At 71.6% G+C, this 26,441-nt stretch carries 25 protein-coding genes; 8 read left to right on the plus strand and 17 right to left on the minus strand.

Annotated features, from left to right (window positions below):
• The first annotated feature begins 35 nt into the window (after positions 1-35).
• Positions 36-431: an SRPBCC family protein gene (locus tag AB0J80_RS04575; protein ID WP_364701296.1), complete on the plus strand. Its 396-nt coding sequence runs from the start codon at positions 36-38 to the stop codon at positions 429-431.
• Here AB0J80_RS04575 and AB0J80_RS04580 read toward each other — a convergent pair.
• A complete protein-coding gene (locus AB0J80_RS04580; RefSeq protein WP_364700356.1) occupies positions 415-1,641 on the minus strand; it encodes a nucleotide disphospho-sugar-binding domain-containing protein in 1,227 nt (408 codons plus the stop codon). The genes AB0J80_RS04575 and AB0J80_RS04580 overlap by 17 nt on opposite strands.
• A gap of 121 nt (positions 1,642-1,762) precedes the next feature.
• Here AB0J80_RS04580 and AB0J80_RS04585 point away from each other — a divergent pair, with 121 nt between their 5' ends.
• Both AB0J80_RS04585 and AB0J80_RS04590 read left to right on the plus strand, forming a co-directional pair.
• Positions 1,763-3,418, plus strand: coding sequence for an FAD-dependent oxidoreductase (locus tag AB0J80_RS04585; RefSeq protein WP_364700358.1), 1,656 nt, complete (start codon positions 1,763-1,765; stop codon positions 3,416-3,418).
• Complete coding sequence (locus tag AB0J80_RS04590; RefSeq protein ID WP_364700360.1) at positions 3,415-4,857, plus strand: NDP-hexose 2,3-dehydratase family protein; 1,443 nt, start codon at positions 3,415-3,417, stop codon at positions 4,855-4,857. The genes AB0J80_RS04585 and AB0J80_RS04590 overlap by 4 nt, the downstream gene beginning before the upstream one ends.
• Positions 4,858-4,922: 65 nt before the next feature.
• Here AB0J80_RS04590 and AB0J80_RS04595 read toward each other — a convergent pair whose 3' ends face one another.
• Together AB0J80_RS04595 and fabG are read right to left on the minus strand one after the other, a co-directional pair.
• A complete protein-coding gene (locus AB0J80_RS04595; protein ID WP_364700362.1) occupies positions 4,923-5,873 on the minus strand; it encodes an aromatase/cyclase in 951 nt (316 codons plus the stop codon).
• A 24-nt stretch (positions 5,874-5,897) separates the two neighbouring features.
• On the minus strand, positions 5,898-6,683 hold the full coding sequence (gene fabG / locus AB0J80_RS04600) for a 3-oxoacyl-ACP reductase FabG (protein WP_364700364.1): 786 nt from the start codon (positions 6,681-6,683) through the stop codon (positions 5,898-5,900).
• Positions 6,684-6,892: 209 nt separating this feature from the next.
• Here fabG and AB0J80_RS04605 point away from each other — a divergent pair, with 209 nt between their 5' ends.
• Positions 6,893-7,333: a nuclear transport factor 2 family protein gene (locus AB0J80_RS04605; protein WP_364700366.1), complete on the plus strand. Its 441-nt coding sequence runs from the start codon at positions 6,893-6,895 to the stop codon at positions 7,331-7,333.
• 61 nt (positions 7,334-7,394) lie between these two features.
• Here the strand turns inward: AB0J80_RS04605 and AB0J80_RS04610 are convergent, their stop codons facing one another.
• From AB0J80_RS04610 to AB0J80_RS04665, 12 genes are all read right to left on the minus strand, one after another.
• On the minus strand, positions 7,395-8,309 hold the full coding sequence (locus AB0J80_RS04610; RefSeq protein ID WP_364700368.1) for a UbiA family prenyltransferase: 915 nt from the start codon (positions 8,307-8,309) through the stop codon (positions 7,395-7,397).
• A gap of 79 nt (positions 8,310-8,388) precedes the next feature.
• Positions 8,389-9,042, minus strand: a complete 654-nt coding sequence (locus AB0J80_RS04615) for a response regulator transcription factor (protein ID WP_364700370.1) — start codon at positions 9,040-9,042, stop codon at positions 8,389-8,391.
• Positions 9,026-9,988: a histidine kinase gene (locus AB0J80_RS04620; protein WP_364700372.1), complete on the minus strand. Its 963-nt coding sequence runs from the start codon at positions 9,986-9,988 to the stop codon at positions 9,026-9,028. Before AB0J80_RS04620 ends, AB0J80_RS04615 begins: the two co-directional genes overlap by 17 nt.
• A gap of 391 nt (positions 9,989-10,379) precedes the next feature.
• A complete protein-coding gene (locus tag AB0J80_RS04625; protein ID WP_364700374.1) occupies positions 10,380-11,180 on the minus strand; it encodes an AfsR/SARP family transcriptional regulator in 801 nt (266 codons plus the stop codon).
• Between the two features lie 325 nt (positions 11,181-11,505).
• Positions 11,506-11,778, minus strand: coding sequence for an acyl carrier protein (locus AB0J80_RS04630; RefSeq protein ID WP_364700376.1), 273 nt, complete (start codon positions 11,776-11,778; stop codon positions 11,506-11,508).
• Between the two features lie 18 nt (positions 11,779-11,796).
• Positions 11,797-13,074 (minus strand): ketosynthase chain-length factor, encoded by a 1,278-nt coding sequence (locus AB0J80_RS04635; RefSeq protein WP_364700378.1) that lies wholly within the window; start codon positions 13,072-13,074, stop codon positions 11,797-11,799.
• A complete protein-coding gene (locus AB0J80_RS04640) occupies positions 13,071-14,339 on the minus strand; it encodes a beta-ketoacyl-[acyl-carrier-protein] synthase family protein (protein ID WP_364700380.1) in 1,269 nt (422 codons plus the stop codon). The genes AB0J80_RS04635 and AB0J80_RS04640 overlap by 4 nt, the downstream gene beginning before the upstream one ends.
• A complete protein-coding gene (locus AB0J80_RS04645; protein WP_364700382.1) occupies positions 14,336-15,154 on the minus strand; it encodes an SDR family oxidoreductase in 819 nt (272 codons plus the stop codon). The genes AB0J80_RS04640 and AB0J80_RS04645 overlap by 4 nt, the downstream gene beginning before the upstream one ends.
• Before the next feature lie 35 nt (positions 15,155-15,189).
• Positions 15,190-16,422 (minus strand): nucleotide disphospho-sugar-binding domain-containing protein, encoded by a 1,233-nt coding sequence (locus tag AB0J80_RS04650; protein ID WP_364700384.1) that lies wholly within the window; start codon positions 16,420-16,422, stop codon positions 15,190-15,192.
• Positions 16,423-16,435: 13 nt separating this feature from the next.
• Positions 16,436-17,740, minus strand: a complete 1,305-nt coding sequence (rfbH, locus tag AB0J80_RS04655; RefSeq protein ID WP_364700386.1) for a lipopolysaccharide biosynthesis protein RfbH — start codon at positions 17,738-17,740, stop codon at positions 16,436-16,438.
• 56 nt (positions 17,741-17,796) lie between these two features.
• Entirely contained in the window at positions 17,797-18,576 is a 780-nt protein-coding gene (locus AB0J80_RS04660) for an SDR family oxidoreductase (RefSeq protein ID WP_364700388.1), read from the minus strand.
• Between the two features lie 53 nt (positions 18,577-18,629).
• On the minus strand, positions 18,630-19,235 hold the full coding sequence (locus AB0J80_RS04665) for a dTDP-4-dehydrorhamnose 3,5-epimerase family protein (protein WP_364700390.1): 606 nt from the start codon (positions 19,233-19,235) through the stop codon (positions 18,630-18,632).
• Between the two features lie 189 nt (positions 19,236-19,424).
• Between AB0J80_RS04665 and rfbB the strand changes: the two genes are divergently transcribed.
• The 3 genes from rfbB to AB0J80_RS04680 are packed head-to-tail and all read left to right on the plus strand — an operon-like array spanning position 19,425 to position 22,648.
• Positions 19,425-20,393 (plus strand): dTDP-glucose 4,6-dehydratase, encoded by a 969-nt coding sequence (gene rfbB, locus AB0J80_RS04670; protein ID WP_364700392.1) that lies wholly within the window; start codon positions 19,425-19,427, stop codon positions 20,391-20,393.
• Between the two features lie 22 nt (positions 20,394-20,415).
• The gene (locus AB0J80_RS04675; protein WP_364700394.1) at positions 20,416-21,393 is read left to right on the plus strand and encodes an NAD-dependent epimerase/dehydratase; all 978 of its coding nucleotides are present in this window, start codon (positions 20,416-20,418) and stop codon (positions 21,391-21,393) included.
• 22 nt (positions 21,394-21,415) lie between these two features.
• Positions 21,416-22,648 carry a nucleotide disphospho-sugar-binding domain-containing protein gene (locus AB0J80_RS04680; protein WP_364700396.1) on the plus strand — a complete coding sequence of 411 codons (1,233 nt, stop codon included), beginning with the start codon at positions 21,416-21,418 and terminating at the stop codon, positions 22,646-22,648.
• Between the two features lie 70 nt (positions 22,649-22,718).
• On the opposite strand, the gene AB0J80_RS04685 is transcribed toward AB0J80_RS04680, so the two are convergent.
• Together AB0J80_RS04685 and AB0J80_RS04690 are read right to left on the minus strand one after the other, a co-directional pair.
• On the minus strand, positions 22,719-23,957 hold the full coding sequence (locus tag AB0J80_RS04685) for a nucleotide disphospho-sugar-binding domain-containing protein (RefSeq protein WP_364700398.1): 1,239 nt from the start codon (positions 23,955-23,957) through the stop codon (positions 22,719-22,721).
• Positions 23,958-24,062: 105 nt separating this feature from the next.
• Positions 24,063-25,655, minus strand: coding sequence for an MFS transporter (locus tag AB0J80_RS04690; RefSeq protein WP_364700400.1), 1,593 nt, complete (start codon positions 25,653-25,655; stop codon positions 24,063-24,065).
• Between the two features lie 128 nt (positions 25,656-25,783).
• Here AB0J80_RS04690 and AB0J80_RS04695 point away from each other — a divergent pair, with 128 nt between their 5' ends.
• Positions 25,784-26,416: a TetR/AcrR family transcriptional regulator C-terminal domain-containing protein gene (locus AB0J80_RS04695; RefSeq protein WP_364700402.1), complete on the plus strand. Its 633-nt coding sequence runs from the start codon at positions 25,784-25,786 to the stop codon at positions 26,414-26,416.
• Positions 26,417-26,441 lie beyond the last annotated feature (25 nt).

Here is a 26,441-nt window from a genome sequence, read left to right on the forward strand (position 1 = left end):
ATATCCCCGCTGGCTAGGAGATCGACATCGCTTCCATCCGGCACGAGATCGTGGTCGCCCGGCCCCCGCACGAGGTGTGGGACGTGCTGCGGGACGTCGGTGCGGTGCACCGGCGCCTGCTCCCGGGACGTGTCCTGGACGTGAGCATCGACGGGCGCGTCCGGACGTTGACCATGCCGGACGGCCACGTCGTCCGTGAGCTCATCGTCGACGTGGACGACGACGCGCGCCGGCTGGCGTACGCCGTCATCGAGGGCGCCCGGCCCCCGCTCGAGCACCACCACGCGACGTTCCAGGTGTTCGACGAGGCCGACGGGCAGAGCCGTCTCGTCTGGGTCACCGACATCCTGCCCGACGCCCCGGCCGGCCTCATCCGCGAACGCACGGCCTACGGCGTGTACGAGATGAAGCGCGTCATCGAACAAGCGTGAGCTCCGTCAGGCGGTCGACCACCGCGGCCGGCGTCGGACGGGCGTGCAGCTGCGTGCGCAGCCGGGCGGCGACCTCCCGGTACGCCGGTTGCCCCAGCAGGGCCGTGACCGCCTCCCGTACCGTTCCGGGGCTGACCGCCTCGGCCGACAGATGCCGCGCGACGCCCGCCGAGGCCAGCCGGCGCCCCGCGGCCGCCTGCTCGGCCGCGCAGCTCAGCACGAGGTGCGGCCGGCCCGAGTCCAGTGTGGTCATCGTGCTGCCGGCGCCGCCGTGGTGGACCACCACCGAGCACTGGGGCAGGAGCAGGTGCAGCGGGACGCGGGGCAGGACCCGGACCCGCGGCGGCAGCTCGCCCAGCGCGGCGATGTCACGGTGGGTCGCGGCCAGGTACACGTCGACGTCGAGGCCGGTGAGGCCGGCGACCACGTCGCCGAGCAGGTTCGACCGGGGACCCGACATCGTGGTCAGGGCGGTCGACCACACCACGCAGACCCGGGGACGCCCGGCCGGTTCGAGCATCCACGGCTGCATCGGTCCCGGACCGTTGTAGGGCAGGTAGCGCATCGGCAGCCGGGACGCGGTCAGCGGGGGCCGCACCGCGTCCGGGCACGGGTCGATGACCCGCTCGACCAGGTCGCGCGGGCGCCCGGCGATCCCGTACCGGGCGAACAGGCCGCCGTCGTCGGGCGGCACGATCCACGCGTCGGGGTCCGCCTCGTGGGTGCCGACGGCACCCCAGAGGGAGAGCACGCCCGGGATGCCGAGGAGCCGCGGCAGGAGCAGCCCGTCGAGGCTCATCGGGTCGTGCAGGATCAGGTCCGGCCGCCAGGAGCGGGCGACCGCGACGGCCCGTTCCGCGCCCCGAAAGGCCCGGGCCGCGAAGTCCGGTTCGACGTCCCGGCGGTACGCGCCGGCGTCGAAGTCGTCCAGCGTCCGCATGTGCGCGCCGGTCAGCGGATGGACGGGCAGCCACGGGTACGGCCACCGCCCCGCGCGCGCCTGCTCCACGTAGCTGAGCCGGTTCCGGACGACCACCGGCATCCCGTCCAGGACCGGTACGGGCACCAGCCCCGCCCGGCGGACCGGGTCCACCTGCGACGGGGCGCAGAGCACCCGCACGTCGTGACCGGCGGCGTGCAGGGCCCAGCCCAGCGGCACCATCGCCAGGTAGTGGGTCGTCCATTCGGAGACCGCGAAAAGTACGCGCACCACCGGACCGTCGCACGGGCGCATCGAGGCCCGGTGGAGCGGGCGCCCGAGCCGCGTCTCGATCCGGCCTCGTTCGCCGCCCGGTATCCAGACTCGAGTCATCGACAGATCGGGAGAAGGTATGGCGACGGAATCCATTTCGCCCGAGGTGCTGGTGGTGGGAGCGGGGCCGGCCGGCCTGACCGCCGCGTACAACCTCGCCCGGCACGGCGTGCGCGTGCGGCTGGTGGATCGGGCGGCGGGGCCCGCGACGACGAGCCGGGCGCTTGCCACCCACGCCCGCACCCTCGAGATCTACGACCAGATGGACGTGCTGGCGGAGCTGATGCCGCGTGGGCGCCGGGTCGAGCACTTCACGCTGCACCAGGGCGGTCGCCGGCTGGTGCGGTTCGACACCGACTACTCGCGGCTGCCGACGCGGTTCCCGTTCACGCTCATGGTGGACCAGGTGATCACGGAGGAGGTGCTGCGCGACGCGGCCGCGCGCCTCGGCGTCACCGTCGAGTGGGGCGTCACGCTGGCGGCGTTCGAGCAGGACGACGGGGGTGTGACGGCGACATTGCGGCATGCGGACGGCCGCGTCGAGGAGTGCGCCGCCGGCTGGCTGGTCGGTTGCGACGGCGGCCACAGCACCGTACGGAAGACCCTGGAGCTGCCGTTGCTCGGCGACTCCACCGAGACCTGGCTCATCGCGGACGCGTACGTCGACACGGACCTCCCGCAGGACAGCATCCACTGGCTGCACACCGGCTCGGGCACCGTGATGCTGGTGCCGTTCCCCGAGGCCGGCAAGTGGCGGCTGCTGGACACGGCCGACGCCCGGGGCGACGCCGATCCGGACGCCGTCGCCGCCCGCTTCGAGCGCAAGCTCGGCCGGGCGCTGGGACGGCGTACCCCGGTCGCCCGGCCCAGCTGGGTGTCGGTGTTCACGATCCAGCAGCGGATGGTGCCGCGGATGCGGGTCGGCCGGTGCCTGGTGGCGGGCGATGCGGCTCATGTGCACAGCCCGGCCTCGGGACAGGGCCTCAACACCGGGATCCAGGACGCGTACAACCTGGCGTGGAAGCTCGCCATGGTGGTGCAGGGCACCGCCGGTGCGGACCTGTTGGACAGCTACGAGGCGGAACGGGTGCCGATCGGCCGGCGCCTGATCGGGTCCACGAAACGGGCCACCGCGCTGGTGGCGTTGAAGAACACGATGATGGCGGCGGCCCTGCCGGTGGGCACGGCGGTGCTGCGGACGGTCGGGCCCCTCAAGCGCCGGATCGAGCGCAGCATCATGGGTGCGATGTCCGGGCTGGCGCTGAGCTATGCCGACAGCCCGCTGAGCCGGCCGTCCAGGGTGCGGCGCCGCGGCCCGGTGCCCGGCGCGCGGGTCAGTGTCGTGACGGCCGGGTCGTACGACGCACCGGGATGGCGGGCGTTCGCCGCCGAGCTGCGGCGGCCGGAGTGGATCCTGCTGACCGGGACCGACGTCGCCGACGGGGTGCTTCCGGAGCCGGACTCCCATGGCGGAGCGCTCCGCGTCCTGCGGGTGGCGACCCAGGGCACCGCTCCGGCCGTCCTGCCCGACCCGGACGGGAAGCTCCGGGCCGATCTGGGGCTGGCCCCTGAGGGCTGGCTCCTCGTCCGCCCGGACGGCTACCTGGCCGCCGCCGGGCCCGACCTCGCGGGCGCCGACCTCGGGGCGCTCCTCGACGAGCTGCTGGTCCGCCACGGGCACCGGCCGCCCGCGATGACCGCGGTGCACCGACCACATCAGGAGAGCGCGACATGACCCGACAAGAGACCCTGCGGCCGACGCAGGCGACCGACGGCATCACCCAGCGGATCGCCCGTTCGGCGCTGACCCCGGACAGCCCGGTCACCAGCCTGGAGAAGTTCCACCGCTGGTACGACGACCGCCAGTCCGACCTGCGCCAGCGCGTGACCCGGGCGGCGCTGGACGACATCCGCGGCTGGCACTTCGACGAGCAGACGGGCGACCTGCGGCACGTCAGCGGGCGCTTCTTCGCCGTCGAGGGCGTCCACGTCCGCTCCGACGCCGGACCGATCAGGGAGTGGACCCAGCCCATCATCAACCAGCCCGAGATCGGGATCCTCGGCATCCTGGTCCGCAACATCGGTGGCGTCCTGCACTGCCTCATGCAGGCGAAGGTGGAGCCGGGCAACTGCAACGGCGTGCAGCTCTCGCCGACGATCCAGGCCACCAAGAGCAACTACACCGGGGTGCACGGCGGCCAGGACGTGCCGTACCTCGAGCACTTCCGTAACCCGGCGCCCGGCAGCATCGTCGCGGACGTGCTGCAGTCCGAGCAGGGGGCGTGGTTCTACCGCAAGCGCAACCGGAACATGATCGTCGAGGTCGGCGACGAGGTGGAGGCGCGGGAGAACTTCTGCTGGCTCACGCTCGGTCAGCTGCGCCGCTTGCTGGACGAGGACCACATCGTCAACATGGACTCGCGGACGGTCCTGTGCTGCCTGCCGATCGGCGGCGCCGGCCTCCGCGAGGAGTTCCTCTATCCGGACGACGGGTGGCACGCCTCGGTGGTGCGCTCGTTGTGCGGCGACAGCGGCAGCGTGTGGACCACCACGGAGATCCTCAGCTGGATCACCGAGAACCGCAGCCGGCACGAGGTGTCCGTGCGCCGGATCCCGCTGCGCGAGGTGCGGGGCTGGACCCGGTCGCGGTACGCCATCTCGCACGACGAGAACCGGTTCTTCAGCGTGATGGCGGTCGACGTGGAGGCCAGCGGCCGCGAGGTGGCGAGCTGGAGCCAGCCGCTGATCGAGCCGCACGGCACGGGCACCGTGGCGTTCCTCGTCCGCCGCATCGGTGGTGTCCTGCACGCCCTGGTGCACGCGAAGGTCGAGCCGGGCTTCATGGACGTGGTGGAACTCGCTCCGACCGTGCAGTACACGCCGGAGAACTACGCCGAGCGCCCCGACGGCGAGCTGCCGCCGTTCTTCGACCTCGTCCGCGACGCCCGGCCCGAGCAGATCCGCTTCGACACCGAGCTGTCCGAGGAGGGCGGCCGGTTCTACCGGGCGCGCAACCGCTACCTGGTGGTCGAGGTGGACGAGCACCTGCCCGTCGACGTGCACCAGGACTACCGGTGGATGACGCTCTTCCAGCTGGACCACCTGTTGCGTCACAGCCACTACGTGAACGTGGAGGCCCGGACGCTCATCAGCGCCCTGCGCCTGCCGGTGTAGCGGGCACCTGATACACGTGCGGCCGCGGGGTTCGAAACCCCGCGGCCGCTGTGTTTTCCGGTGGTTCAGCCGAGACCTTCGGCATACTCCTTGGCGTGCGACAGCGTGGCCGAGCTGTTCGTGCCCAGCGCCTTGCGGATGTAGGCGCGAGCGTCGTCCACGGTGGCGCCTTGCCCGAGCACGGCCTCGACGGCCTCCGCCTTGATCCGTACGGTGTGCCGCGACGTGGCCGTCACGCCGGCACCGGTCGGGGTGAGCACCCACTCCCCGGTGTGCAGGGTCATCAGCGCCGGCGTGGCGATCTGCTTGTAGACGATCCGGTCCGGCGGGAAGCACACCCGCACCGAGGTGGTGGTGTGGACCGATCCGTCGCGCGTGCTGGTGTCCATCTCCATCAGCTGCAGGTTCGGCGTGTTCTCGGTGACCCGCATCCGCGCCACGTGCGGGAGCCGGTCCGGCCACCGGGCGGCCTGGTAGAGGAAGTCGTACACGTCGGCGACCCCGCCGTCGATGTACAGCGAGTCCTCGAAGGTGAACGCCTCGGGCCCGGCGTTCTCGACGGTCGCCTTGAGCCCGGCGAGCTCCTGGGTGCTGTTGCGGTCCACCGCGGCGGTGATCCACTCGATGCCCCCGGGGTCGTCGCCGACGGCCCGGAAGTCGTGGGTGAGCGTGACGAGGGTGCCGCCGCCGGGCAGCTCGCTCAGCTGCCACGCCCCGCCCATGGACGCCACGGGCGGCTGCGACACCTCCTGCCGGAAGGTGATCCTGAACGCCTCGGGGTCGAGGGTGCGCCACGACGTCCACGTCTTGATCTCGCCGTTGGCGGTGGCCCAGATGCGGATGCGCTCGGCGCGGTCGTCGCCGAAGACCCGCTCGGCGTGCACCGTCGGGGCGAAGTGCAGCGGCCAGGCCGCGACGTCCCGGATGATCTCGTAGACGGCGGCCGGCGGGGCGGCGATGGTGATCTCGTGCTGGACGGCGACCGGCTGGGTGGCCGCCGTGAGAGTTGACGACACGGTGTTCTCCTCCGTTGCGGTGGATCAGTAGTTGCCGAGGCCGCCGCAGACGTTGATCGCCTGCGCGGTGATCGGTGCGGCCCCGTCCGTGACGAGGAAACCGACCAGCGCGGCGACCTCCTCGGGGGTGCTGTAGCGGCCCAGCGGGATCTTCGCCTCGAACTTGCTCAGCACCTCGTCCTCGCTGGTCTGCCAGACGGCGGCGTAGCCGGACCGGACCCGCTGCGCCATCGCCGTCTCCACGTAACCGGGGCACACGGCGTTCACCGTCACTCCAGTCTTGGCCAGCTCCAGGCCGAGCGCCTTGGTGAAGCCGACGACGCCGTGCTTCGAGGCCGAGTACGGCGCCCCGAGGACCACGCCCTGCTTGCCTCCGGTCGAGGCGATGTTGATGATCCGGCCGCGCCCCCGCTCGAGCATGCCGCCGGTGGTGAGCACCTCCCGGCTGACCCGGAAGACGCTGGTCAGGTTGGTCTCCAGGACGTCGAGCCAGAGCTCGTCGGTGATCTGGGCGGTGACGCCGCCGCCGCTGCGGCCGGCGTTGTTGACCAGGACCTCCACGGGGCCGTAGCGCTCGACCGCCGCGCGCACCACGGCGGCGATGTCGTCCGGGGAGCGCACGTCGGCCGCTGCCCCGTCCACCTCGAGGCCCTCGGCCCGGAGCTCCTTCACCGTCAGCGCCAGCCGTTCGGCGTCCCGCGCGCAGATGAAGACGCGGTGGCCGGCGCCGGCGAGGTTGCGGGCCACGGCCAGCCCGATCCCGCTGGTGCCGCCCGTCACCAGAACGGTCCTGGCCTCCTGCTGAGTCATTCGTTGTCCTCCCGATGGCTGAGCCGCCGGGCACATGCTCCGACGTAACCCACACGACGCGGGGTCCTCCCACGCTCACAGCCGGCTCTCGAGCCCGGTTCAAGAGCGGATGCAGGCGACGGAAGGGGTTCCCAGTGCCTTTCGAGGCGTTCCCGATGACCGGCTGTCACGGTCGGCGGGACGTATCCGATGAGAGGGGAGCCCGGACGATGACCCAGACCGCCGAATCGCCCGCCGGTGTGGACAGTTCCGTGTACGAGCAGGTGCAGCACTTCTACGCGCGGCAGATGCAGGATCTCGACGCCGGCAGGGCGGCCGAGTGGGCGGAGACGTTCACCGAGGACGGGGTCTTCGCCGCCAACGCGCATCCGGAGCCGACGGTGGGCCGCGCCGCCATCGCCGCCGCGGCCGCGGCCGCCACGGCCGACCTGGAACGCCGGGGCCTTCGCCGCCGGCACTGGCTCGGCATGCTGACGGTGACGCCGGAGGGCGACCGGCTGCGTGCCCGGTCGTACGCGCTGATCATCGAGACGCCGCGGGGTGGCCAGGCCGCCGTGCGGTTGAGCACCACCTGCGAGGACGTCCTGGTCCGCTCGGGTGACGGCTGGCAGGTCCAGCACCGTCAGGTGCTGCGCGACGACCTGGACTGACGGCACCGGCGGTGGGTACGGGACCCGGACGAGGATCCGCGTCCCGCACCCACCGCCGGGATCAGCCCAGCAGCACGGCCGCGAAGAGCCCGGCGTGTGCGGCGTACTGCGTCACCATGAAGACCCGGTACGGGCGCCGCAGCCGGGACCGTTGCGCTCCGCGGGAGTGTCCGGTCAGGACGGAGACCGCGACACCGGCCGCACCGGCGCCGAGGATGACCGCGGGGCACCACAGTGACGGCGCCACGGTGGCCGCGAGCACGATGAACGACCCGCCGACGAGCAACGCGTTCGCTGCCACGACCCGCCGCGCGAACGGCATGCCGCGGCGCACCGCGATGGTGCGACGGCCGACCGCCCGGTCACCGGTCACGTCGGAGAGGTCCTTGACAACGATGCCCACGAGTCCCATCCAGGCGGACATGATCACCGCCAGGACCACCACCGGGGCGCCCAGCGCCACCTCGCTCATCTCGAAGCCGGCCAGGTAGGTGAGCAGACCACCGGCGAAGGTGACCGCCGAGGAGGCCGCACTCCACCGCTTCAGGGCGATGGGCCGCCCCGAGTACGCGTATCCCAGCACCAGCATCAGCACGGTGAGCAACGCGAGGTACCGGTTGAGGCAGAGACTGACGGCGAGCGCGACGACGGCCGCCGTCCAGGCGACCCGGGTGGCGGTGGCCACGCTGAGCCGCCCGCTGGCGATGGGGCGCCGGCTGCCGTTCGCCTGGTCCTCGGCGACGTCGGTGGCTCCGTTGAGCAGGTAGACGAAGAAGGTGGCGCAGACCCAGGCGAAGGCGCCGGCGGCCACCTCGCCGACCGGTATCGCGGCGGAGACCATTGCGGTGCCCGCGAGGAACCGGACGAGGAAGATGACCAGAACGGCCGGCCGTGCCTCCGCGAGACACAAGGTCAGTGTCGCGGACCGCAACGACGGCAGGGTGCGAGGAAGGGTGATTTCCGAGTAGGAGGACACAGCAGAGCTCCACGACGTGAAAGAGTGCTCGCTCAGCGCCCGGCGGACAGTCGACTCATGCCCGTGGTTCAGCGGGTTGTCAGCTCTTACGAGTCGGCAACTGGTTCGCGAGCTTGGCTTTGTTGACGGCGTCGATGCGGGACGCCGCACCGAGCTTGGTGAAGATGTTGCGCAGGTGCCGCTTGACGGTGTTCTCGGTGATGTACAGCCGGTTGGCGATCTGGCTGTTGCTCATCGCCACGGCGACGAGCGCCATGATCTCCCGTTCCCGGGGTGACAGCACGTCCGACGGCACGCTGTTGACCTGTTGGAGGCTCTGCCGGGAGATGGAAAGGATGATCCGTTCCGGGTCCCGGTGCGCCGTACGCACGGCGCCGACGAACTCCTCGCGCTTGACCGACTTGAGCAGGTAGCCGTTGACGCCCAGGGACAGCACGCGCTGCACCATGGCGGGGTCGTCGTGCATGCTCAGGATCAGGATGCGCAGCTGGGGAAGGGCCTGCCGCAGGCGATCGATGGTCACGGTCACCGCGGGGCCGGGCATCTCGATGTCGAGCACGATCACGTCCGGGCGCAGCGCCAGGGCGGCCGCGACCGCCTGGTCGCCGTCACCGGCCTCGCCCACCACCACGATGTCGTCCTCGGCGTCCAGCAGCTCGCGCAGGCCGTCGCGCAGCAGAGCATGGTCGTCGACCACCAGGACCCGGATCGACGCCTCAGTCTCCGGCGGCATCCCGGGCTCCGCTCAGCGGTACCGAGATCTCGACGGACGTACCGATGCCCGAGACGCTGGAGATCGACAGGGTGCCGCCGAGCAGGTGCACCCGCTCCCGCATGGAGGCGAGGCCGGCGCTCTGCGGGCAGTCCGCCGGGATACCGGTCCCGTCGTCCTCCACGGCCGCGCAGGCCATGTGCGGCGCGACGTCCACCCGGACCGCGACGGTGCGGGCCTCGGCGTGCGCGAAGACGTTGCGCAGCGCCTCCCGCACGACCAGGAAGAGCTGCTCCAGCACCTCCGCCGGGGCCCAGCCCTCGTCACCGTTGACCACCAGGCGAACGGCGACGTCCCCGGGCGACATGACGTCCAGGTAGGACTGGAGCGACTTCTCCAGGCCTTCGAGCTGCGCCTGGACCCGCATGTCGGCGGTCAGCCGGCGGACGTTCTCCAGCGTGTCCCGCAGGGCACTCTGCGCCTGTTCCGCCTTGGCGTCGGCGCGGACCGGATCGCGCTCCCGGAGCATCTCGTACAGCTCCAGGTTCCGGCTGGCCACGCTGATGCCGCAGCCCACCCGGTCGTGCAGCTCGAGCGCGATCCGGCGGCGCTCGGCCAGGTGGGCCTCGTGGATCTCGTTGAGCAGCAGGCTGGCGTACCCGATGGACGCCTCGCGGATCCGGAACATCAGGCTGTGGTGCAGCGCGCGCGCCGCCCGCAGGCCCAGGGCCGGATCGTCGCGGGTCTCGTCCTCCACGACCTCGAAGATGACGTCGTGCAGGATGGCGGCCGCGCGCAGCGACTCGCCGGGGTGGATGTTCGCGGCGGCACGGCTGGCGCCGAGGTCGCGGCTGAACAGCACGCCGGACTCCGCGCTGGCCCTCTCCCGGCCCAGGCTCGCGCAGACGTCCGCGAGAATGTTGTCCGCCTGTTCGAGGCACTGCCGCAGAGACTCGGGATGAGCCACCAGGCTGCCCCCGATACGACGGAGTTTCTCCTCGAAATTGGCAAGGATGAGCGGTCGGCTTTCTCGCAGTCGACTTTCGACCGCCGTTACCACCGCTTGCGGATCCGGCATTTCAAGCTTCTCCCCGTATCAGCTTGTATGACTCTCAGACGGCGCGCGCGCAGCCCGTTCTCGAACGCGGTGGTTCCGGTCGGCGGCAATCCATCCGGAACCCTCCCCTCCGCACCCGAGCCCCGGGCGGAAGCCCACCCTTCGACCCGACATCGCCGTACTCCGATGTCTTGCCGGCGGCCGTCACTCTACCGTGTGCATCAAGACCACACGGAAGATCAATAAGCCGTGATGGGCAAACTGCGCAATGCCGCACACGCCGCGCCGGCTGCCGCCCGGCTCAGCTCGCCAGGGACTCCGGCATCCGGAAGGCCGCCGGCCGCACCGCACTGCCGGAGCCGAGCACCTCACGCTGCAGCAGCTGCAGCTCCTCCGACGGCTCGAGCCCCAGCTCGTCGTCGAGGATCCGGCGCAGGTCCTGGTACGCCATCAGCGCCTCCCCCCGCCGGCCGGCCCGGTGCAGTGCCTCGATCAGCCGCCCGTGCAGCCACTCGTTGAGCGGGTACGCCGAGGTCAGCGAGCGCAGCTCGGGGATGAGCTCGCGGTGCCGCCCGAGCAGGGTGTCGGCGGTGATGCGCAGCTCGAGCGCCCGGATCCGGCTCTCCTCGAGATGCGCGACGTGCGCCTCGAGCAGGCGGCCCACCGGCACGTTCGCCAGGACCGGTCCGCGCCACAGGGCGAGCGCCTGCCGCAGGCGTTCGGCGGCCTGCTCCACGTGCCCGCCGGCGAGCAGCACGCGGCCTTCCTCCGCGAGCCGCTCGAAGACGATGGAGTCGAGCTCCTCGTCGCGCAGGCGCAGCAGGTAGCCGGGCGGGCGGGTCTCCAGCAGGTCCTCCGGCCGGTCCGCGATGCCTTCACGCTCGAACTTCTTGCGGAGCTGGTAGATGTACGTCTGGGTGGTGGTGACCGCGCTGCGCGGCGGCTCGGTGCCCCACAGCTCCTCGGTGAGCGCGTCGATGCCGACGATGCGGTTGGCCCGGCACAGCAGCAGCGCCAGCACCCAGCGGACCTTGGGCGCGGTGGGTGTGCAGACGCGCATTTCGTGCCGCATCTCGAGTGCACCGAGAATGTTGAATCGCATGATGTCGTTCCCTTCGCCATTCACTGTGGAATGCGGCGCGAATGAGCGCCCCCGTCTATGGAGACGCTAGTCAGCGGCTCGACCCGGATTCAATAGCCGGCACTGGAAGTAGAATCGACGTGCTTCTAAAGGAGTATCGGAGGGAGTGAGCCGCCGCCGGCCCTCCGCCGCCGAAAGGACGATGGGGCATCGGCTGAAAGTACGACCGCGCGCAGGGGCCTTCAACACGGCCGCCCCGTCCTGATCCGATTCAAGGACCCGGACGGGGCGGTCAAATGCCCTTCGCCATTCAAAAACTAGACGTACTGCCGTCTTCCGGCAACATCTACACCGGAACCCCCTCCGGAAGGCGCTGCGCCGTCCGCCGCACCAGATCGAGCAGCCGGCGCGGGGAGTCCGCGTCGCCGACCTCCTCGTCGGACAGCCGGATGCCGAGCAGCCGCTCGATCCGGCTGGCCGTCTCCAGCATCGCCAGGGAGTCGTACCCCAGCTCCGTGAAGGTCGTGTCCAGGATGTCGCCGTCGAGGTCGACGCCCTCGTCGACGCCCGCGCCCTCCAGCATGATCCGCCGGAGGTCGTCGATGGTGAAGTCCGCCATGGGAGATTCTCCTTCCGCTCAGTGTTCCGAAATGGACCCCGGCGGCGTGCTCAGCACCACCGCGGAGTTGAAGCCGCCGTAGCCGCGGGACACGACCAGGGCATTGCGGATCCGGCCGGGACGCGCCTGCCGGACCACGTCGATGGCGTACTCGGGGGCGAGGTGCCTCAGGTTGACCGTCGGCGGGATGACGCCGTCGCGAAGGGACAGGGCCGCGGTCGCCAGGTCCAGGGCCGCACCACCGGAGTACAGCCGGCCGGTCATCGTCTTCGGCACCGTGACGGGCACGCCGTACCGGCCGAAGACGTCGGTGATCGCGGCGACCTCGATCCGGTCCAGCTCCGGCAGTCCGGCGCCGTCGGCGAAGACCACGTCGATGTCGCCGGGGGTCAGGCCCGCATCGGCCAGCGCCCGCTCGACCGCCGTCCGCAGCGTCGGCTGCCGGGGCGAGCCCGGGCGCGGATCGAAGGTGGCCGCGTAACCGGTGATCTCCGCGTACGCGCCGGCGCCCCGCTGCGCGGCGGTACCGGCGTCCTCGACGAGAAGGATCGCGCCGCCCTCGCCCGGCACGAAGCCGCACGCCTCGACGTCGAACGGGACGTACGCCCGGTCCGGGTCGGGCCGGGTGCTGAGCCGCCCGGACGTCAGCTGGGCCGCCCAGCCCCACGGGCACAGCGACGCGTCCACGCCACCGGTGACCACCGCCCGCCGTCCCGCACGGACGTACCGGCGGGCCTGCGCGGCCACGTCCAGCCCACCGGCCTGATCGGACACCAGCACCCCGCTGGGCCCGCGCAGCCCGTGCCGGATGGAGATCTGCCCGGTGTTCACCGCGTAGAACCAGGCGAACGACTGGTACGCGCTGACGTACTGGCTGCCCTTGCTCCAGAGGTTCTCCAGCTCCCGCTGACCGAACTCGAACCCGCCCGACGCGCTCGCCGTGACGACGCTCGTCTCGTACTCGGGCAGCCCGGCGGGGTCGAGGGCGGCGTCGGCGAACGCCTGCTCCGCGGCGATCAGCGACAGCTGGGTGGTCCGGTCGGTCTGGGCCATCAGCCGGCTCGGGATGTGCTCCGCCGGTTCCAGCCCGGTCACCTCCCCGGCCAGCTGCACCGGGTACGACGACGGGTCGAACCGGGTCAGCCGCCCGATGCCCGGGGTGCCGGCCAGGGTGGCGGCCCAGTAGTCGCGTACGCCGACGCCGTTGGGCGCGACGACGCCGAGGCCGGTGATCACCGCCCGGCCGGTCCTGACGTCCGCCGCGGGCGCGGCGGGATCTGCTGCGGTGACTGTCATCGGCTCCCCCGATCGTGACGCTGCAACACCATGGCGCTCTGGAACCCGCCGAAGCCGCTGGCGACGCTGAGCACCGCGTCGACCCGGCGTTCCCGGGCCTCGAGCGGCACGTAGTCCAGGTCGCACTCCGGATCGGGCTCGTGCAGGTTGGCGGTCGGCGGGACGACGCCGTCCCGGATGGCCAGCGCGCACGCGGCGATCTCGATCGAGCCGATCGCGCCGAGCGAGTGCCCGACCATCGACTTGATCGAGCTGACCGGCGTCCGGTACGCGTGGTCGCCGAGGCTGCGCTTCATCGCGGCGGTCTCGTGCCGGTCGTTCTGCTTGGTCCCGGAGCCGTGGGCGTTGACGTAGTCGACGTCCGTCGCGGCGGCACCGGCCTGCCGCAGGGCGTCGTCGATCGCCGCGGACATCTCCCGGCCGTCCGGGCGCAGGCCGGTCATGTGGTACGCGTTGCACCGCGACGCGAACCCCGCGATCTCGGCGTAGATCTCCGCGCCACGCCGCCGGGCATGCTCGAGGTCCTCGAGCACGAAGACCGCCGAGCCCTCCCCCAGCACGAACCCGTTACGGCTGCGGTCGAACGGGCGCGACGCCGTGGCCGGGTCGTTGTTCCGCGGCGTCGTCGCCTTGATGGCGTCGAAGCAGGCCAGCGTGATGGGTGAGATCGGCGCGTCGGTCGCACCCGCGATCATGATGTCCGCCGAGCCCTCGCGGATCAGCTGGGCGGCGTACCCGACGGTGTCCACTCCGGACGTGCACCCGGTGGAGACGACCGTGGTGGGTCCCTCCGCGCCGGCGTCCCAGGCCACCTCCGTGGCGAGCGAGCCGGGCACCAGGTAGCTGTACAGGTTCGGCACCCCGTACGTGTGGTCCACCAGCCAGCGGCGGCCGCCGTCGCTGACCACCGTGTACTCGTTCTCCAGGCTCATCGTGCAGCCGACGGCGCTGCCGATCGCGACGCCGACCCGGGTGGGATCGACCTCGTCCAGTTCCACCCCGCTGTCCTGGACCGCCTCACGGGAACTCACCACGGCGAACTGCGCCGCGCGGTCCATCCGGCGGATCTGCTGGGGGGTGAGGCCGTTCGCCGCCGGGTCGAAGTCGCATTCGGCGGCCACCTGCGACCGGAACGGCGACGGGTCGAAGAACGACACCCGGCGGGTGGCCGTCCGCCCTGCCTTGATCAGTTCCCAGAACTCCTTCGTCCCGATCCCGCCGGGTGCCACCGTGCCGATGCCGGTGAGAGCCACTCGTCGTGTCATCGCTCGCCTCCTGTAGCCGTCGCCGCGGTGGCCGCGAGGGCCGCCCCCTCCGGGGCGCCCAGGTCCCAGCCGCCGTCGACGGTGATCACCTGACCGGTCATCCAGGAGTTCGCGCGCTCGGCCAGCCGGAGGATCCACGGGGTGACGTCGTCCACCTGGCCGTAGCGTCCGAGCGGGAACGCCCTGGTCTTCTGCGCCCGTACCGCGGCGAGCTGCTCCTCGGTCACGCCGAGGGCGGCCGCGGTGAGGGCCTCGGTCTCCACGGTCCCGGGCGCGATCGCGTTGACCCGGATCCGGCGGCCGGCGAGCTCCTTCGCCCAGGAGCGGGTGAGGCTGTCCACGGCCGCCTTGCTGGCCGCGTACGCGAACTGGCCGGGCCCGGGCAGATGGCCCATGACGCTGGAGACCAGGACGACGGAGCCGCCCGGCCGGTCGAACCACGGCAGCAGCTTGGCGGTGAGCTGCGCCGGGCCGAAGACGTTGACCTCGAACACCTCGCGGACGGCGGCCATGTCGAGCCCGTCCAGCCCGGTGCGCCGGAAGATGCCGGCGTTGTTGACGAGGACGTCGAGCCGTCCGGGGCCGTCGGCGACGGCCTCCGCAACGGTTTCCACGCCCCGTTCGGTACGGATGTCGGCCACCACCGGGACGAGCGCCGGGTGCAGTGCGGCCGTCTTCTCCAGAGGTTCGGGGCGGCGCCCGACGATGATCACGCCGGCGCCCTGTTCGGCGAAGGCGATGGCGGTGGCACGGCCGATGCCGGTTCCGCCGCCGGTGACGACGACCTGGTGGTCGGCGAAGGGTTGCTTGGACACGGACGTCCCTTTCACTCGCGCGTGGTACGGAGGAGTCAGACCGGGATGAGGTGGCCGGCGAGGCGTTCCAGGGTGGCGACGAGCTGCGCCGGCGACGGCTGGGCCGCCATCTCGGCACGGACCCGGTCCGCCGCGGCGGCGTACCGGGGATCGGTCAGCAGGGCCTCCACGGCCGACCGGATCTCCGCCGGGCCCGCCGTGAGACCGCGCAGTGTGACCACGGCCCCGGTCCGGGCCAGCCGCTCGCTCGGCAGCACCTGGTCCACGCTCAGCGCCAGCGACAGCTGCGGTACGCCGGCCGCGGCGGCCGGCATCAGCCCGTTGGCGCTGCCCTGATGGATGATCACGTCGCTGGTGGGCAGCAGCAGGTGGATCGGGAAGTCGCGCAGGACCCGCACCCGGTCGGGCAGCGTGCCGAGCGCCTCGACCTGGGCCGCGCCGGCGGTGAGGACCACCTCGGCGCCGGCGGCGAGCGCCGCGTCGATCGCGTACCGCAACGCCGGCACCTGGGTGCCGTACATCGCGGTGGCGGCGTTGCCCCAGATGAGGGAGACCCGGGGGCGCCGCGGGCGGTCGAGCACCCAGTCCGGCATGGCACCGGGGCCGTTGTAGGGCACGTACCGTACGGGCAGCCGCAGCGCGTCGCCCACCGGCGGGTGCACCGACGGCGGGGACGGGTCGAGGACGTACCCGATGTCGCCCCGCCCCCACCGGCCGAGTCCGTGGCGCGGGAACGAGCCGCTCGGGTCGCCGGGGCTCATGTCCTCCCCGTCGACGATCTCGACGGTGCCGTACATGCCCGGCGGGTGGAAGACGGCCGGCACGCCCGTCACGGCGGCCGCCAGCGCGCCCTCCTCGCTCATCAGGTCCCACACCACGAGGTCGGGCCGGTACTCGCGGGCGAAGCCGACGGCGTTGTCGCAGCTTCTCCGCATGCTGGCCAGGGTCTGCTCCCAGAACGGCGGCCAGGCGGCCTCGGGATCGAACTCGTCGAGCCGGGACACCGGCCGTCCCGTGACGGGGTGCAGCGGCAGCAGCGGATGCTCACCGGCCAGCGCCTCGGAGTACCTCGCCATCCGTTCCAGCCGCATGACGTCCAGTCCTTCGAGGACGGGCACCGGGACGAGGCCGGCGTGCGCGATCGCGTCCGCCTGCTCGGGCGGACAGGCCACCCGTACCTGATGACCCGCCGCCTGCAGCGCCCAGCCCAGCGGGACCATGCAGAAGTAGTTGCCGCGCCAGTTCGAGGTGGTGAAGAGAAACCGCATCACATGCCCCGACTCACGACCGGCCGGCGACGAACTCGCGGATCGACTCGATCATGTAGTCGATCATCTCGGCCGTCAGCGCCGGATAGACGCCGATCCAGAACGTGCGCTCGGTGACGACGTCGCTGTTCGTCAGGTCGCCGACCACCCGGTACTGCTGGTCCAGGTACGCGGGGTGCCGTGTCAGGTTGCCCGCGAACAGCAGCCGGGTACCGATCTTCCGGGACTCCAAGAACAGCACCAGGTCCGAGCGCGTGAACGGCGCGTCGGGCAGCACCGTCAGCACGAAGCCGAACCAGCTCGGCTCGCTGCCGGGTGTCGGTTCCGGCAGCATCAGCCCGGGTACGCCCTCGAGCCCGTCCCGCAGCCGCTGCCAGTTGCGCTGCCGCGCCGCCCCGAACTCGTCGAGCTTGCGCAGCTGGGTGAGCCCGAGAGCGGCCTGCAGGTCGGTGGCCTTCAGGTTGTAGCCGACATGCGAGAACGTGTACTTGTGGTCGTAGCCGTGCGGCAGCGTGCCGAACTGGAAGTCGAAGCGCTTGAGGCACTTGTCGTTCTCCCCCGGCTCGCACCAGCAGTCGCGCCCCCAGTTGCGCAGGGACTCGACGATCCGCCCTAGGGTGAGGTTGTTCGTCAGCACGGATCCGCCCTCGCCCATGGTGATGTGGTGGGCCGGGTAGAAGCTGACCGTCGACAGGTCGCCGAACGTCCCGGTCAGCCGCCCGTTGTAGGTGGCGCCGACGGCGTCGCAGTTGTCCTCGATCAGGTAGAGGCCGTGCTCGCGGGCGAGATCGGCGATCTCCTGCACCGGGAACGGGTTGCCCAGCGCGTGGGCGATCATGATGGCCCGGGTACGCGGCCCGATCGCCGCCGCCACCCGCTCCGCGGTCGTGTTGTACGTCCCAAGCTCGATGTCGACGAAGACCGGCACCAGGCCGTTCTGCAGGATCGGGTTGACGGTCGTGGGAAAGCCGGCCGCGACCGTGATGACCTCGTCGCCCGCCCGCAGCCGCCGATCGCCGAGCCGGGGTGAGGTGAGCGCGGTCAGGGCCAGCAGGTTCGCCGACGAGCCGGAGTTCACCAGATAGCTCTTGCGCAGCCCGATCAGCTTGGCGAAGAGGCGTTCGAACCGGATGGAGCTGGCACCGGCCGCGATGTTCATGTCCAGCGCGGCTTCCACCAGCGCCACCCTGTCGTTCTCGTCGAGCACCGCGCCCGACGGCAGCACCGGCGTGACGCCGGGTACGAAGGGAACGGAGCGCGTCTGCTGGTGGTGGTACTTGCGGACCTGTTCCAGCAACAGCGCCTTGGCTTCACTCATCTCATCGCCTTTCAGCGGACGTCACCGCTCCCCCGTCACCCAGCGACGGACGAGGATCAAATGATCAGATTTCCGCCGGCCACCGGGAGGAACACACCCGTCAGGTACGACAGGTCGTCGCCGGCGAGCACGGCCACCGCGTTCGCGATCTCCTCCGGCTCCGCGACGCGGCCGAGCGGAATCTGCGCGATGTACTCCTTGACCTTCTGGGTGACGGCCGGATCGCTGGTCGCCCGCTCCAGGGCCGCACTGCGGATCGCGCCGCAGACCACCGTGTTGAAGCGGACGTTGTCCGGGCCGAGCTCCAGCGCGAGGTACTTCATGGCCGCCTCGACCGGAACCTTCGGCAGGGCGTGGCCCAGGCCGCTGTGCACCACCTTGCGGGGGAAGGTGTCCGAGATGTAGATGACGTGACCCGTACGGCGGGCGGTCATCGACGGCAGCGCCGCGTAGACGGGGACCATGGACGCCTTGAACTGGGCGACCATGCTGTCGGCGAGCTGCTCGACCGAGTGCTTCGTGGCGGGTCCGCGCAGCACGTCGGCGAAGCCGGTCGCGTTGAGGACCAGCAGGTCGATCGGGCCCAGGCGCTCGGTGACCTCGGCGATCATCGCCTCCACCGACGCCTGGTCGGTCGCGTCGGCCTGCACCGCGAACGCCCGGCCACCGGCCTGCTCGATGTCCTGCACCACCGCCGCGGCACCGGCCGCAGAGCCACGGTAGTTGACCGCCACCGCGGCGCCGCGCCGGGCGAGCTCGCGGGCGATGACCGCGCCGACGCCGCGGCCGGAGCCCGTCACGAGGGCGACCTTGCCGTCCAGAGAGGATTTCGTCATGTACGGAACCGTAGATTTGTCGCTTAGAGAAGCACTTGAGAGCGAATGTGCGGTCATGCGGGGGCACCGAGCTTCTCGTAGAGCGCCAGGCAGTCGTCCCACGTCGGCAGGATCCCCTTGTCGGCGGCCTCGGCGAGGGTCGGGGCGTTCGCGTTCTTGGCCGAGATGATCGGCGGCTCGGTGAGGCCCCACGGCAGCGCCAGCTCGGGATCGAGCGGGTTCACGTGCAGCTCGATGTCCGGCTGGTACGGCGTGGAGCACTGGTAGTTGACGCAGGTGTCGTCGGTCAGGGCGAGGAAGGCGTGCCCCAGGCCCTCGGCCATGTACACGGCGCTGCCCGAATGCCCGTCGAGCCAGTTCACCTCGTACTTGCCGAAGGTCGGTGAGCCGACCCGGATGTCGACGACGATGTCGATGATGGCGCCGCGCAGGCACGAGATCAGTTTGGCCTGGCCCGGCGGGACGCTGGCGCTGTGGATGCCGCGGATGGTCCCCCGGCGCGACACCGAGCAGTTCGTCTGCTCGATCGTCAAGGGCCGGCCGATCGTCTCGGCGAGCTTCTCGCGCTTGAACGCCTCGTAGAAGTGGCCCCGGTGGTCGGCATGTTTGGTCGGCGTCACCCGGAAGACCCCGGGCAGGCTGAGCTCACGGATGTCCATGGCCCAGGGACGCTAAGAGCCCCGGTTCGAGCCTCACTGGGGACCGGGCGGTCCGGCCCCGCTCTCACCCGCGCTTGAGCGGCCCTCGACTCACCCGTCCGAGGATGGCGCCGCAGTGGACCGGCACTGCTCGACCCCACTCGCGCCGCCGGGCATCCGGTGCGCCCTGAACACGGAGGAACGGCTCTGATGAAAATCCTTGTGACCGGTGCGGCCGGCTTCATCGGGTCGCACTACGTGCGGACGATGCTCGACGGCGGTTATCCCGGTTACGAAGACGCCGAGGTGACGGTCCTGGACAAGCTGACGTACGCGGGCAACCTGAACAACCTGCCGATCGGCCACCCCCGGCTCACCTTCGTCGAGGGGGACATCCTCGACGCGGCGCTGCTCGCCGACCACCTGCCGGGCCACGAGGCGATCGTGCACTTCGCGGCCGAGTCCCATGTGGACCGCTCGCTGCCCGGTGCGGCCGAGTTCGTCCGGACCAACGTACTGGGAACGCAGAGTCTGCTCGACGCGGCCCTGCGCAGCGACGTCCAGACGTTCGTGCACGTCTCCACCGACGAGGTCTACGGCTCGATCGAGGAGGGTGCGTGGACCGAGGACTGGCCGCTGCAGCCGAACTCGCCGTACGCCGCGGCCAAGGCGGGCAGCGACCTGATCGCCCGCGCCTACGCCCGCACCCACGGCCTGGACGTGCGGATCACCCGCTGCTCCAACAACTACGGCACCCACCAGCATCCCGAGAAGCTGATCCCGCTGTTCGTCACGAACCTGCTCAGCGGCAAGCCGGTGCCGCTCTACGGCGACGGCCGCAACGTCCGCGAGTGGCTGCACGTCGACGACCACTGCCGGGCGATCCAGCTGGTCCTCACCGGCGGCCGGCCCGGCGAGATCTACAACGTCGGCGGCGGTACGGAGCTCACGAACCGCGTCGTCACCGAGCGCCTGCTGGAGCTCTGCGACGCGGACTGGTCCATGGTCCGCCACGTCGAGGACCGCAAGGGGCACGACCTGCGGTACGCCCTCGACGACACGAAGATCCGTACGGAGCTGGGCTACGAGCCGCGCTGGACGTTCGAGACCGGCATCCGCGACGTCGTGGCGTGGTACCGGGACAACCCGGTGTGGTGGAAGCCGCTGGTGACGGCATGACGGGCCGGCGCGGGAGACGAGCGTGTCCGCGGTGAACGGGGCCCCGCACCGGAACACGGCGGTCGTCGTGCTGGGCGGCTCCGGCTTCATCGGCCGGCACATCTGTGCCGCGTTCGCCGCCCAGGGCCGCGACGTCCTGGTGGTGAGCCGGCGTGCGCCCGGCGGCGCGGGGAGCCCGTACCGGCATCGGAGCCTGGACATCGGCGCGGTGAGCGCCGGAGAGCTGGCCCGGATCCTCGACGGCGAGGCGGCGGACATCGTCGTGAACGCCACCGGCGGGGTCTGGGAGGTCTCCGAGACCGAGATGGCGCACTCCAACACGACCGCCACCGAACACCTCGTGGCGGCCCTGGCGGCGACGAGGACCCGGCCGCGGCTCGTGCAGCTCGGCTCGGTGCTGGAGTACGGGCCCGTCCCGCCGGGCCGGCTGGTCGGCGAGCACACACCAGCCCGGCCGGACAGCCCGTACGGGAGAACCAAGCTGGCGGCGACCACGACGGTGCTCGAGGCCGTCGCCGCCGGCCGCCTCGACGCGGTGGTGCTGCGCCTGGCGAACGCGGCGGGGGCCGGCTCACCCCGGGTGAGCCTGCTCGGCCGCGTCGCGGAGCAGCTCGCGGCGGCGCAGGGCACGGGCGAGGAGGCGGTCATCACGCTCGATCCGCTGCGGGCCCGGCGCGACTACGTCGACGCCCGGGACATCGCCGACGCGGTCGTGGCGGCGGCCGGTGCGGCGGTCAGCGGCCGGGCGCTGGCCATCGGGCGCGGCGAGGCGGTGCCCGTACGCACCCTGGTCGACCTGCTCATCTCGGTGAGCGGGATCCCGGCCCGGGTGGTCGAGTCCGGCCGGCGCGCACCGTCGCGGGCCGGCGTCGAATGGCTCGCCGTCGACCCGGACGGGGCGTACCGGGCGCTGGGCTGGCGGCCGCGGCGCTCCATGGAGGAGTCCGTGGCCGCGCTCTGGGCGGAGGTCGCGGGCCGGCCGACGGCCCGGATTCGTTGACGACACGAGAGGCGGAGGCGCGATGCGCGTACTTTTCACCACGTCCAACTGGGGCGGCCACTATTTCGCGATGGTGCCGCTCGGCTGGGCGCTGCAGGCCGCGGGCCACCAGGTCCGGGTGGCGTGCGTGCCGGCGCAGGCGGAGACGATCAGTACGGCCGGGCTGGTGCCCGTACCCGTGCTGGACAGCCCGGACATGACGCTCTGGGCCCGGCTCGCGGCGTACCAGGAGGCGGTCGACGGCAAGCGCACGCTGCCGGGGCTACCGCCGCATCCGGTGACCGGACGGACCGTGTCCGCACTGGACGAGTTCGACGTCGCCCCGGCCATGGAACGCTTCATGGCCGAGTGCGGCACCGCGCTGGAACGCAGCTACGACGGCGCGGTGGAGTTCGGCCGGCAGTGGGAGCCCGACCTGGTCTGCTACGACCTGATGAGCACCGAGGGTGCGCTGGTCGCCCGGCTGCAGGGTGTCCCGGGCATCTACTGCCCGCCGGGGCTCTTCGGGGTGATGGAGACCGAACCCGGCATCGACATGGGCCTGGAGGACCCGATGGGCGCGTTCGTCCGGCACGGCGCCAAGCCCTGGAACCGCGACCAGATCGAGTACGTGCTGGACCCGTCTCCCGCGTCGGCGCTGCCGCCGCACGGCGACGCCCAGCGGATCCCGGTGCGCTACATCCCGTACAACGGCCCGGGAGAGCTGCCGGAGTGGGCCGTGGAACGCCCGTCCGGCACCCGGATCGCCATCTGCTGGGGGTACTCCGCCACGGCCATGTACGGTCCGGACGTCCCGGCCCTGCGCTGGGCCGTCGAGGCGGCCGTGGAGACGGGCGCCGAGGTGGTGCTCACCGCCAGCGAGGAGCAGGTGGCCGCCCTCGGTGACCTGCCCCCGTCGGTACGCGTCCTGCGCAACTTCCCGCTGCACCTCCTGCTCGCCGTCAGCGACGCGGTCATCCATCACGGCGGCGCCAGCCACCTGATGACCGCCGCGGCGGCCGGTGTCCCCCAGCTCGCCCTCTCGATGAGCACGGAACAGCTCGTCTTCGGCGACCGGATCGCCGCGACCGGTGCCGTGGTATCCCTGCCGGGCCTGACCGCCACGGTGGAGCAGCTCCGGGCCGGCGTCCGCGACCTGGTCGGCGGGTCCGCCGTGGCCGCGGCCCGGGCGGTCCGCGACGAGCTGCGGTCGTACCCCACGCCGGCGCAGGTGGTGCCGCAGCTGGTGGAGCTGGCGGCCCGCCGGAGCAGCTGAGCGACACCGCAAACGGAGACCGGGTCACGCGCGACGCGCGTGACCCGGTTCTTCTGCGTCCAGGACCGCCTCAGGGGGCGAACGAGCCGCCCGCGGCCAGCTCCTCCAGCGGCTCGACCAGCCCGGCCGGCGACGGCCGGGCCATGAGCTCCTCCCGCAGGTTCCCGGCCGCGGCCCGGTACGCCGGATCCCCTGTCACGGCGAGCACCGCCGCACGCACCTCATCGGGGGTGGCGGCCAGCCCGGGCAGCGCGATGACCGCCCCGGTACCGGCCATCCGCCGGCTGACCGGGATCTGCTCGTCGTTCATGGCGAGCGCCACCTGCGGTACGCCCGCCACGGCCGCGGTCATCAACGGGTTGCCGCTGCCGTGGTGGATGACCGCGTCGCTGGTGGCGAGCAGCAGGTGCAGCGGGAAGTTGTGCAGGACGCGTACCGACGGGGGCAGCTCGCCCAGCGCGGCGACCTGCGCCGGGTTCGTCGTGAGCACGACCTCGGCGCCGGTGGAGACCGCGGTGTCGAGCGCCGCCCGCAGGCTCGGTACGTGCGCGGCGGTACCCACGGCGGAGCTGCCCCAGATGACGCAGATCCGGCCGGCGTCCGGCCGGTGCAGCGCCCATTGCGGGTACGCGCCGGGCCCGTTGTACGGCACGTACCGCACGGTGCGTCGGACGGCCGTACCGAACGGCGGGGAGGCGGCGTCCGGGGAGGGGTCGAGCACGTACCGGATCCGGCTGCGGTCCCAGGTGCCCAGGCCGTACCGGGGGAACGATCCGCTGGTGTCGAAGGGGCCCAGGTCCGGACCGGTGCTGTCCTCCATGCTCCCGTACAGCCCCGGGGTGACCCACACCCCGGGTACGCCGGTCACCTCGGCCACGAGCGCGCCCTCGTCGGCGGTGAGGTCGTAGCAGACCAGATCGGGGCGCCAGGCCCGGGCGAGCTCGACGGCGGCGTCGAAGCTGCGGCTGATCCCGGAGGCGATCTCCGCGCCGAGCCGCGGGCCCTCCACCGCGAGGTCGAAGTCGTCGAGGCTGTGGACCGGTTCCCCGGTGACCGGGTGCAGCGGAAGGCCCGGCAGCGTACGCCGCCCCTCGACGGCGTCCAGGTAGCAGCCGAGCCGGGCCATCATCATCATGTCGGGAGTGGTGAGGACGGGCACGGGGACGAGCCCGGCCGTGCTGATCGTCGTCGCCTGCTCCGGGGTGCAGGCCACCCGCACCTCGTGCCCGGCGGCCTGCAACGCCCAGCCGAGCGGGACCATGCAGAAGTAGTGCCCGGCCCAGTTCGACGTCGTGAACAGCACCCGCATCATTGACCTCCACACACACCTGAGCGCACCGCCGGGGATGGCGATGCGCTCAGGGTGCCCTTGCGGGCTCGACGGACGGTCGAGGCGGTGCGGAGTACGGGGGAACTACCGCACCGATCCGACCTCCGTCCGTCCCTCGGGCACGACCGCCTCGGCAGCGGCGGGCTTGGCGGGCTGTTCCTTGTAGAGGAACGCGATGGCGAAGGCGAGGACCAGTGCGGCGGCGCCGGCCACGAAGACGCCGTGCAGACCGCCGAGGAACGCGTCGTTGAGCGCGTGCTGGACGTCGGCCGGAAGCGCGGCGATCGCCGACGAGCTCGGCATCTGGCCGCGCTCGCCCTTGGGGACGTCCAGGCCGCTGGGCAGCCGGGTCGCGTAGACGATGGAGAGGACGGCACCGAAGATCGCCGGGCCGAGCGACTGCCCCAGCATCCGCACGAACACCACGGCCGTGGACGCGGTGCCCAGGTCCTTCTCGGGTACGGAGTTCTGCACCGTGGCGAGCGGGACCTGGGTCAGCTGGCCGATGCCGAACCCGAACACCAGCAGGAAGACGCTCAGCTCCCAGGTCGGGGTGTCGGAGTCCAGCAGCACGCACAGCCCGCAGCCGATGGCGGCGAGGGCGGCACCGATGATCGGGAACTTCTTGTAGCCGGCGCCGTCCGCGATGATGATGCCGGTGGCGAGCAGGCCGACGAGCATGCCCAGCAGCATCGGCAGCATGTGCAGGCAGGTGGCGAGCGAGCCGAGCTGCCGCACGAGCCGCAGGTACAGCGCGATGTAGTACGACATGCCCATCATCGCGAAGCCGGCGAGCACCGACAGCGGCACGGCGATCCGGAACGCCTGGTCGCGGTAGAGGCGCGGCGGGATGATCGGCTCGGAGGCGCGGCGTTCCTGCAGCACGAACCCGGTCAGGAGCAGGACGCCGGTGGCCGCCAGCGCGAGGATCGGGGTGGAGCCCCAGGCGTACCGGTCGCCGCCCCACTCGACCACCAGCAGCAGGGCGCTGATGCCGCCGACCATGAGGAGCGCGCCGAGGTAGTCCACCTTGAGGCCGGGCCGCGCGACGAAGTTCGGCAGGAGCAGGCCGAGGACGCCGATGACCAGCAGTCCGGTGGGCACGTTGAGGAAGAACGCCCAGCGCCAGTCGACGGTCAGGCCCCAGTAGTGGTGCGTGTCGGCGAAGAAGCCGCCGACGAGCGGGCCGGCCACGAAGCCGATGAGCGCGAGGCCGCCGGTGTATCCCGCGTACTTCGCGCGGTTGCGCGGCTCGGCGATCTGGGCGGCGACGACCACGGCGACGCTGAGCAGGCCACCGGCGCCGAGGCCCTGCAGCCCCCGGAAGACGATCAGCTGGGTCATGTTCGCCGACAGACCGCAGGCGACCGAGCCGCTCAGGAAGAGCAGCATCGAGAACAACATCACCCGCTTGCCGCCGAACAGGTCCGCGAGCTTGCCGTAGACGGGCTGACTGGCGCCCAGGGCGAGCGTGTAGACCGTGAGGATCCAGCGGCTGTCGTCGACGCCGTGGGTGGGGTCGAACTCTTTGATGATCGAGTACATCGCGACGTTGACGACCATCAGGTCCATCGACGCGAAGAGCACGGCCAGGCTCAGCACCAGCATGGTGAGACGGATGCGGCGACGCGGCAGCGCGACGGGCGCTTCCGCGGTGTCGACCGTGGCATGGCTCATGACGGGTCCTTCCTCAGGTCCGGCGGGACGCTCTCTAACACTGTAAGAGACGCCTCCATCAGGATGCTCGAACAGTGTTAGACTGTCAACTCGAAAAGCGTTGTCCCTGATGAAAGAGACGTATTGCTGTGGATCGCGACACGGTCGTCCGCGCTGCCCTGAAGCTTCTCGACGAGGTCGGGCTCGCCGGCCTGTCGCTGCGCCGGCTCGCCAAGGACCTCGGTGTCCAGGCGCCGACGCTGTACTGGTACTTCAAGGGCAAGCAGGAACTGCTCGACCAGATGGCCGCGGCCGCCATGAACAAGCCGTCCGCCGAGCCCATGCCGGAGCCCGGCGACTCCTGGGACGCATGGCTCGCCTGGATGGCTCGCGGGATGCGGCAGGCCATGCTGGCGCACCGCGATGGAGCCCTGCTCGTGACCCAGGCCAGTCCGCCCGACGACCAGTGGGACGCCCTGGAGATCATCGTGGCGGCGCTGGTGAAGAGCGGCTTCACACCCGTCGACGCGATCCGCGGCATCGGCACGCTGACCAACTTCGTGACCGGCACCGTCCTCGAGGAGCAACAGCGCACCGATCAGAACGGACTGGCCGGCCGGGTCGACCCGGCCACCCACCCCACCCTCGCGGCCGCCGTGGTCACCGACATCCACCCCGACCAGCGGTTCGAGCACGGGCTCACGCTCATCCTCGCGGGGATGGCCGGCCAGCTGCGCGCCGGCGGCGGCGACCTGCAGCCGGCCCACTCGAGCGTCGCTTGACCGCGGTACGACCCGGACTCGCCAG

The sequence above is a fragment of the Actinoplanes sp. NPDC049548 genome (genome assembly GCF_040676695.1).
GTDB lineage: Bacteria > Actinomycetota > Actinomycetes > Mycobacteriales > Micromonosporaceae > Actinoplanes.